At 71.6% G+C, this 8,426-nt stretch carries 9 protein-coding genes; 4 read left to right on the top strand and 5 right to left on the bottom strand.

All coding sequences use genetic code 11. The annotated features are described in order from the left end of the window. Positions 1 to 146: 146 nt before the first annotated feature. The 3 genes from HCN51_RS49320 to HCN51_RS49310 form a co-directional block, all read right to left on the bottom strand. The gene (locus tag HCN51_RS49320; RefSeq protein WP_168019291.1) at positions 147 to 1,508 is read right to left on the bottom strand and encodes a glutamine synthetase family protein; all 1,362 of its coding nucleotides are present in this window, start codon (positions 1,506 to 1,508) and stop codon (positions 147 to 149) included. Positions 1,509 to 1,569: 61 nt separating this feature from the next. Beyond that, positions 1,570 to 1,731: a hypothetical protein gene (locus HCN51_RS49315; protein ID WP_168019289.1), complete on the bottom strand. Its 162-nt coding sequence runs from the start codon at positions 1,729 to 1,731 to the stop codon at positions 1,570 to 1,572. A gap of 191 nt (positions 1,732 to 1,922) precedes the next feature. Continuing rightward, positions 1,923 to 2,552, bottom strand: coding sequence for a TIGR03085 family metal-binding protein (locus HCN51_RS49310; protein WP_168019286.1), 630 nt, complete (start codon positions 2,550 to 2,552; stop codon positions 1,923 to 1,925). 116 nt (positions 2,553 to 2,668) lie between these two features. Between HCN51_RS49310 and HCN51_RS49305 the strand changes: the two genes are divergently transcribed. Both HCN51_RS49305 and HCN51_RS49300 read left to right on the top strand, forming a co-directional pair. Next, a complete protein-coding gene (locus HCN51_RS49305; protein ID WP_168019302.1) occupies positions 2,669 to 4,489 on the top strand; it encodes an ABC transporter ATP-binding protein in 1,821 nt (606 codons plus the stop codon). Then, entirely contained in the window at positions 4,486 to 6,291 is a 1,806-nt protein-coding gene (locus tag HCN51_RS49300) for an ABC transporter ATP-binding protein (RefSeq protein ID WP_168019284.1), read from the top strand. Before HCN51_RS49305 ends, HCN51_RS49300 begins: the two co-directional genes overlap by 4 nt. Before the next feature lie 12 nt (positions 6,292 to 6,303). On the opposite strand, the gene HCN51_RS49295 is transcribed toward HCN51_RS49300, so the two are convergent. Together HCN51_RS49295 and HCN51_RS49290 are read right to left on the bottom strand one after the other, a co-directional pair. Beyond that, on the bottom strand, positions 6,304 to 6,693 hold the full coding sequence (locus HCN51_RS49295) for an ATP-binding protein (protein WP_080041020.1): 390 nt from the start codon (positions 6,691 to 6,693) through the stop codon (positions 6,304 to 6,306). Then, positions 6,686 to 7,522: an MEDS domain-containing protein gene (locus HCN51_RS49290; protein WP_168019282.1), complete on the bottom strand. Its 837-nt coding sequence runs from the start codon at positions 7,520 to 7,522 to the stop codon at positions 6,686 to 6,688. The genes HCN51_RS49295 and HCN51_RS49290 overlap by 8 nt, the downstream gene beginning before the upstream one ends. A gap of 136 nt (positions 7,523 to 7,658) precedes the next feature. On the opposite strand from HCN51_RS49290, the gene HCN51_RS49285 reads away from it, so the two are divergent. Then, a complete protein-coding gene (locus HCN51_RS49285; RefSeq protein ID WP_168019280.1) occupies positions 7,659 to 8,009 on the top strand; it encodes an STAS domain-containing protein in 351 nt (116 codons plus the stop codon). 62 nt (positions 8,010 to 8,071) lie between these two features. Further along, positions 8,072 to 8,419, top strand: coding sequence for a phosphoribosyl-AMP cyclohydrolase (gene hisI, locus HCN51_RS49280; RefSeq protein ID WP_168019278.1), 348 nt, complete (start codon positions 8,072 to 8,074; stop codon positions 8,417 to 8,419). Positions 8,420 to 8,426: the final 7 nt, after the last annotated feature.

Below are 8,426 nucleotides of genomic sequence, written 5' to 3'. Positions count from 1 at the left end.
TCCACTTCGGCACGCTGAAGATCTCCGAGGTCAAGGACACACTGAGGATGGCAGGCCACCCGGTCCGCTGATCGGACCGCGACACACCTGCGCTTCCGGCCCCGGGCCTTCGCGCCCGGGGCTTCGCACGCCGGAGCCAGGGTCGTTCAGAACACCCGCAGGTGGTGGAAGAGCTCGTAGGAGACGTCCTTGCCGGCGAACGCCGCCGCCTCCGACCGCTTGACGGCCAGGTACGCGCTGCGCCGCAGCGGCCCGAGCGCCTCCATCAGCACCTCGTCGGCCTCCAGGGCGTCGAGCGCCTCGTCGAGCGACTGCGGCAGCCGCGGATAGAGGCCCGGCCGCGTGTCGGGGTCGACGTCCACCGCCTCGCCGGGGTCGAGCTTGCGCCGGATGCCGTCGAGCCCGGCGTGGATGACGGCCCCGAGCGACAGGTAGGGGTTGGCGGAGGAGTCGGAGGGCTTCAGCTCCAGGTTCGGCTCGCCGCTGTCGCCGAGCGGGGAGCACACGCGGATCGCGGCCTCGCGGTTGTCGGGGCCGTACACGGCGTACGCGCCGGACCACATGCGGGGCGCCAGGCGGCGGAAGCTGTTGACGCTGCCGCAGGTCAGGGCGGTGAGGGCGGGCAGGTGCGCGAGCAGGCCGCCGATGAAGCCGTCGCGGACCTCGCTCTCCTCGGCGAAGACGTTCTGGGTGTCGTTCCACAGCGACAGGTGCAGGTGGCAGCCGTTGCCCGCCTGCTCGGCCAGCGGCTTGGGGGCCAGCGAGGCCCACATCTGCATCCGCATGGCGACGCCGCGCACGGTGTCGCGGTAGATGACGTGGTTGTCGGCGGCACGCAGGGCGGGCGCATGCCGGATCGACAGCTCCTGCTGGCCGGGCCCGAGCTCCGGATGGTAGTGCTCGACCCGCAGACCCTGCGTCTCCAGCGCGCGGATCAGCTTGATCGTGTAGTCGTGGGCCGTGTCGAAGCCCGTGGTGGCGTAGCAGAGCGAGTCGTCGAGCGGCACCAGGCGGTCGGGGCCGCCCATCGGGTCGGGCAGCCGGCGCCCGAGCGTGAACTCGGGCTCGAACGCCGCCACCAGCGCGTACCCCTCGGTCCTGAGCTCGGCGACGGCCTCCTTCAGGAACGTCCGCGCGCACGCCCCCCAGGGGCTGCCATCCGGCAGACACAGGTCTGACAGCATGGCCGCCGAGCCGGGGGCGTGCGGCAACGGGACGTACGTGGCAGGGTCGGGGACGATGCGTACCTCGCCCACCGGACCCAGGTGCTCGACCTCCTGGAGCTGGTCGAGCATGTTCATCGCCATCATGGCCACCGTGTGCCCGATGCCCGTGCTGAGCCGCTCGGCCAACCGTGACCGGGATGCCGCCTTGCCACGGATGACGCCACCGTGGTCGACGTACAGGAAACGGATCAGCTCGATGCCCTCGAGCTCCGCTCGCTCGAGGATGCGCCGCGCGTGGGGGTCGAGCTGATGGGGTTTGGTGCCGCTGGGGCGATCTCTCATCCTGCCTGCGTAACACGATCCGGCAGCGCGGGGAAGCACCTGACGCAGACAGAACCTACGGTCAGGTCAGAACACTTGAGAAGAACACGGCCAACTGATTAGCTCCTTGAAGGATTCCGTCGAACACACCGTTGACCGCGGCGGCGGCTTGGGCCGGCCGGGTGAACAGGTAGAAGACCACGAACGCGACAGCCACGTAGGTGATCACCTTCTTGACCTGCATGGGGGGCCTCCTGCAGTCCATTCCCAGCCGTATATACCCGGATCTGGGCGATCCCTAGGCATCTTCTGTGAAGATGTACATGATCCTAACCGGGGGGCTTCTTACTCATGCCATGGTACGGGCAGGAGATTACCTGCGGGTGTCTTCCGTGCCGGGATTTCCGCGGGTAGCGAGGCGACCTCGCACCGGCGTCAGACGCCGAGAGTGGCCTCGCGCAGCCGGGCGACGTCACCGGGGTCGCCGGTCAGCTCCACCTGGGCGTGCGCCTGCCGGCCGAAGCAGAACATCAGCAGCTCCGCCGCCCTGCCGGTGACCTCGACGCGGGAGCCGCCGCGCGGCCCGCCGAGCGCCACGCCGCCGCCGAGCCGGTGCAGCACGACCCCCACGGGCGAGCGGCGCAACATCAGCCGGGCGCCGGTGGAGACGCGCTTCCAGATGAGCGCCTCCAGGTCGGCGGGCAGCTCGCGCGGCTGCCACGCGGGCTGGGCGCGGCGCACGTCTTCGTGGTGCACGAACAGTTCGAGGGTGTTGACGGCCTCGTCGAGGGCGGGCAGCAGGCCGTAGACGCCGCCGGGCTCGCGTACGAGGCCGACCAGCTCGGGGAAGGGGTGGCGGGCCTTGAGCCCGTTCTGGACGGAGGCCGTGTAGCCGGCCAGTGCCTTGATCGCGATGCCGCCCATGGCGTCGGGCCGGCGCTCGCGCAGCGCGAGGTGGGCGGCCAGGTCGTAGGTGGTCCAGCCCGTGCAGAGGGTCGGCGCGTCGGGGCCGAGCCTGTCGAGCAGGTCGCAGAGCGCGGAACGTTCGCCACGAGCGTGAGTCACGTGCTCAACCTTACCGCTGGGAATAACAGCATGATCGGGAGTGATACTGACATACGTAGAAAAGTCCAATTGGAGAGGAAACCCACCGAGTGGCGAATAAGGTCACCTCGGCCGTGATGCGCCAAGGGCTCGGCGTCCTTGGAGTGGCCATTCGCACGGAGAAGGCGGTGTTCACGCTGGCGGTCCTCGCCAGCGCGGTCTACGGCGGCATGACCGTCGCCTCCGCCTGGGCGCTGGGATGGGCGACGCAGAACGTGGTGCTGCCCACGTTCGCCCAGGGCGGTGTCACCACGGCCGCCCTGTGGACCGGCGCCCTGCTGATCCTCGGCACCGCGCTGCTCAAGGCGCTCGGCGTGGCCGGGCGGCGCATCCTCGCCGGCGTCATGCAGTACCGCATGCAGGCCCGCTCCCGCCGCGACGTCACCAAGCAGTACCTGCGCCTGCCCCTGTCCTGGCACCACCAGCACCCGACCGGCCAGCTCCTGTCGAACGCCAGCGCCGACGCCGAGGCCGCCTGGGCCCCGCTCGCGCCGCTGCCGATGGCCGTGGGCGTGATCGTCATGCTGGTCACCGCGGCCGTCGCCATGCTGTTCACCGACCTGGTGCTCGCCCTCGTGGGCTTCCTCATCTTCCCGGCCATCGCCGTGCTCAACCTTGTCTACCAGCGCCGGCTCAGCCCCCTGGCCACCCGCGCGCAGCAGCTGCGCGCCGAGGTCAGCGAGATCGCGCACGAGAGCTTCGACGGCGCGCTCGTCGTCAAGACCCTCGGCCGCGAGGACCTGGAGACCGAGCGGTTCCAGCGGCGCGCCCACGAGCTGCGCGACGCCAACATCGCCGTCGGCCGGGTGCGCGGCCTGTTCGACCCGATGCTGGAGGCGCTGCCCACGCTCGGCGTGCTCGCCGTGCTGGCCGTCGGCGCGGCCCGCCTGTCCGGCGGCGCGATCGACGCCGGCGGGCTCGTGCAGGTGGCCTACCTGTTCACGCTGCTCGCCTTCCCCATCAGGGCGCTGGGCTGGGTGCTGGCCGAGCTACCGCGCAGCGTCGTCGGCTGGCAGCGGGTGCAGGCCGTGCTGGACGCGACCGGCTCCATGGAGTACGGCTCCACCCCCACGACCTCCACGGGGCCGGCGAAGCTGGCGGTCGAGGGCGTCTCCTACGCCTACGGCGAGGCCGAGGTGCTGCACGACGTCACCTTCGAGGTGCCCGCCGGCCGCACCGTCGCCCTCGTCGGGCCCACCGGCTCCGGCAAGTCCACGCTCGTCCAGCTCCTCGCCCGCCTGGTCGACCCGAACTCGGGGCGGGTGCTGCTCGACGACGTGGACCTGCGCGAGCTGCCCTACGGCGGCGTCGCGGCCTCGGTGGCGCTGGTGCCGCAGCAGACGTTCCTGTTCGACGACACCGTGCGCGGCAACGTCGCGCTCGGCGCCGACACCACCGACGAGGACGTGCGGGCCGCCCTGCGCCTGGCCCAGGCGGACGGCTTCGTCGGCCGCCTGCCCGACGGCCTCGACACGCGCGTCGGCGAGCGCGGCGCCTCCCTGTCGGGCGGCCAGCGCCAGCGCATCGCGCTGGCCCGCGCGCTCGTGCGCCGCCCCCGCCTGCTCGTGCTCGACGACGCCACCTCCAGCGTGGACCCCCAGGTCGAGGCCAAGATCCTGTACGGCCTGCGCGACGCCGCCGAAGCCTCCACCGTCGTGGTCGTCGCCTACCGTATGGCCACGATCGCCCTGGCCGACGAGGTCGTCTACCTGGACAAGGGCCGCGTCGTCGACCACGGGCCGCACGAGGAGCTGATCGAGCGCTGCGCCGGCTACCGCAACCTGGTGACCGCGTACGAGCGCGAGGAGGCGGAACGCGCGGCCATCGAGCTGGAGGAGGCCGTGGACGAGGCGGTCGAGGAAGCCGCGGAAGAGGCTGTGGAAGAGGTGCAGGCATGACGGCGCAGACCAGCGCGCAGAGCACAGCGCAGAGCATTCGGCGCGACTCGGAGCGCTCGGCGCTGGCCACGGTCCGGCAGGGCCTGGCGCTGACGCCCGAGTTCCGCAAGGGCCTGGCGGGCACGCTGGCGCTGGCGATCGTGGCCACCATCGGCAAGATCATCGTGCCGATCGCGGTCCAGCAGACGATCGACACCGGGCTCAAGAGCGGGACGCCCGACATCCCGTACATCACGCGTGCCGTCCTGGTCTGCGCGGCGGCGGTCGTCCTGACCGCCCTGGCCGGCTACGTCATGAACGTCCGCCTCTACAAGGCCACCGAGTCCTCGCTGGCCACCCTGCGCGTGCGCGGCTTCCGCCACGTCCACGACCTGTCGGTGCTCACCCAGAACACCGAGCGGCGCGGCGCCCTGGTCTCCCGCGTCACCAACGACATCGACCAGATCAGCAACTTCATGCAATGGGGCGGGCTGATGATCATCGTGGCGCTCGGCCAGCTCCTCGTGGCCACCGTCCTGATGTTCGTCTACTCCTGGCAGCTCACCCTGCTGGTCTGGGCCTGCTTCATCCCGCTGATGATCGCCCTGCCGCGCTTCCAGCGGCTGCTGTCGCGGGCGTACACGGTGGTGCGCGAGCGCACCGGCGACATGCTGGCCGCCGTCAGCGAGTCCGTCGTCGGCGCCACCGTCATCAGGGCGTACGCCTCCGAGCGGCGCACCGCCGAGCGCATCGACCAGGCCGTCAACGCCAACAGGAAGGCCCAGACGAGGGCGCAGACCATCGTCGGCTTCGTCTTCCCGCTGACCGAGATCGTGGCCGCCCTCGCCATCGCCGGCATCGTGCTGCTCGGCGTGCGGCTCGGCCTGTCGGGCGACATCACGCAGGGGCGGCTGGTGGCGTTCCTGTTCCTCGTCACGCTGTTCGTCTCGCCGCTGCAGACCGCCACCGAGGTGCTCAACGAGGCCCAGAACGCGGTGGCCGGCTGGCGGCGCATCCTCGGCGTCCTCGACACGCCGCCCGACGTCGCCGACCCCGGCGAGAAGGGCGTGGAGCTGCCCCGCGGCCCCATCGAGGTCGCCTTCGAGAACGTGCACTTCTCCTACCCGGGAGGCGCGCCCGTGCTGCGGGAGGTCACCGTGGACATCCCGCCGCGCTCCCGCGTCGCCGTCGTGGGGGAGACCGGCTCGGGCAAGACCACGTTCGCCAAGCTCCTGACCAGGCTCATGGACCCCGGCTCAGGGCGCGTCACCGTGGACGGCCACGACCTGCGCGACGTGCGCTTCTCCTCGCTGCGCGAGCGCATCGTCATGGTGCCGCAGGACGGCTTCCTGTTCGACGGCACCCTCGCCGACAACATCCGCTACGGCAAGCCGTCGGCCACCCGCGAGGAGATCGAGCTGGCCATGACCGAGCTGGGCCTGGCCGACTGGCTGGAGGGCCTGCCCGCCGGCCTCGACACGCCGGTCGGCCAGCGCGGCGAGTCCCTGTCGGCCGGCGAGCGGCAGCTCGTCGCCCTTGCCCGCGCCTACCTCGCCGACCCCGACCTGCTCCTGCTGGACGAGGCCACCTCGGCGGTGGACCCCGCCACTGAGGTGCGGCTGGCCCGCGCCCTCGAAGGCGTCACCCGGGGCCGCACGGCCGTCTCGATCGCGCACCGCCTGTCCACCGCCGAGAACGCCGACGAGGTGCTCGTCTTCGACGCGGGCCGGCTGGTGCAGCGCGGGCCGCACGCGGAGCTCGTCCAGGAGCCAGGCGTGTACGCCGACCTGCACGCCTCCTGGGTCTCCGCGGCGCGCTCCTGATGTAGCTCCGGCTCACTCCCGGACGGCGGCGAACGTCACGGTCGTGCCCGCGGGCCCGGACACGATCGTGATGTGCTCGCACACCATGCTGGTCAGCCACAACCCCCGCCCGCGGAAGTCGAACCCCGCGGGCGGCCGCATGTCGCCCATCCACCCGGCGGGCAGCCCCGGCCCTTCGTCGCTGACCTCGCACCACAGCAGCTCGCCGTGCGACCACAGCCGCAGCCGCCCGTGCCCGCCGCCGTGCAGGACCGCGTTCGTGGTGATCTCGTTGACCGCCAGCACGAAGTCCTCCAGCCGCCTCCCGGTGAGCCCTTCGTACCTGGCGTGCTCGGCGACCGCCCTGCGCAGGAACGTGATCCGGCCCCGGGCGAAGGCCGCGCAGAGCACCTGCCTACGCATCGCCCACCCGTCGCACGGCGATGAACTCGTCCGCCCCGATCAGCCGCAGCACCCGCGCCATGGAGTCGCGGCACACCACGGAGGTGGCGCCGCGCGGCCTGGCCATCGCCGTGACGGTCAAAAGCTGCGCCGAGCCCGCGTCGATGAAGTCCAGCTCCGACGCGTCGATGACGACCTCGCCGGGCTCCTTCTCCAGCCGCGCCAGCAGCGAGGCGAACGCGGGCCGGTTGGTGAGGTCGATGTCGCCCCACACCCGCAGCCCGGCGGGCTCGCTCGTCCCCGCGAAACGCAGCAGCGCCTGCTCCGGCGAGATCGGGTGCACGGAGGAGGCCCGGTCGAGGGCGTCGCGCGCGAAGAGCCCGCGGTCGTACTGGCACACGGCGGCCAGCCACCGCTCGCCGAACAGCTCGTTGGTCGCCGCCTCGAACGCCACCTGCTCCCCGGTGGCGCCCGCTCCCCAGGAGGCGTCGATCAGCGCGTACACGCCGTGCTGCCCGTGCTTGCGCGCCCGGGCGTGGGCGTCGGCCAGGCTCGCGTACACGCGCTCCAGGTCGAGCCGGCCGCCGGTGAAGTGCGTGCCGGCGCAGTCGAGGATCTCGACCTGCCCGGCGGACTCGGCGTCGGCCAGCCCGGGCACGAGCGGCGCCAGCCACCCGCGCGTCCGCTCCGGGCTGTCGGCATGTGTGATGATCACCACCTTGGTACGGCGGCGCAGGCCGTTCGCCGTGAACAGCCCGGTGGTCGTCCTCCGCTCCCGCTCGCCGTCGAACGGCAGGCACACATGATCACCGAGATCGGGATCGAGGACGGAGCTCGCGACGTGCACCACGATGGCCCTCCCCAAGCACGCGTCGGGACGAAATTACCTCGATCCCGGCCATCACGTAACGCATTCTCGGCAAAACCCACGGTGACGCGACGCAGACCGGTGTACCTTTTCGGCGGGGCCGCCCGCGGGAGGGGTTATGAAGAGCATGGGCGTGGATGTGCTGGAGATGTCGCGACGCCGACACGGGGAGCTCGTGGTGGTCAGCCTCGCGGGCGAGGTGGACCTGGACAACGTCTCCCAGGTCCGCCAGTGCCTCAATGAGGCGGCGGCCACGCCGGAGCCCCGGCTGGTGGTCGACCTGAGCGCGCTGACGTTCATCGACACCACGGGCCTGGGCGTGCTGGTGCGGATGCTGGCCTCGCTGCGCGACAGGAACGGGACGATGGCCCTGGTGGCGCCCGACGGGCAGGTGCTGCGGCGCCTGCGGCGGACGAACCTGGCACCGCTGTTCCCCATCTACGACACGCTGTCGCAAGCCCTGGCCTGACTGCTCGCCTGACCGGACGTGCCGGAGGGCATGGCGGCGGGTGGGGCTGGTTGAATGGGTGCATGCCGCTCGACCCCAAGATCGCCGCCAGGCTGAAGCGCAACCCCGACGGGCTGGTCCCCGCGATCGCCCAGCAGTACGACACCGGCGAGGTGCTCATGCTGGCCTGGATGAACGACGAGGCGCTGCACCGCACCCTCACCACCGGCCGGGCCACCTACTGGTCGCGCAGCCGACAGGAGTTCTGGGTGAAGGGCGACACCTCCGGCCACGTCCAGCACGTCAAGGCGGTGGCGCTCGACTGCGACGGCGACACGATCCTCGTGAAGGTGGACCAGGAGGGCGGCGCGTGCCACACGGGCGACCGCACCTGCTTCGACGCCGACCCGCTCGAGATCGCGCTCGGCTGAGGGCGTC

It is taken from the genome of Nonomuraea composti, assembly GCF_012034275.1.
Lineage (GTDB): Bacteria > Actinomycetota > Actinomycetes > Streptosporangiales > Streptosporangiaceae > Nonomuraea > Nonomuraea composti.
The sequence above is the reverse complement of the archived record's forward strand: the minus strand, read 5'-3'. Positions and strand labels throughout refer to the sequence as shown.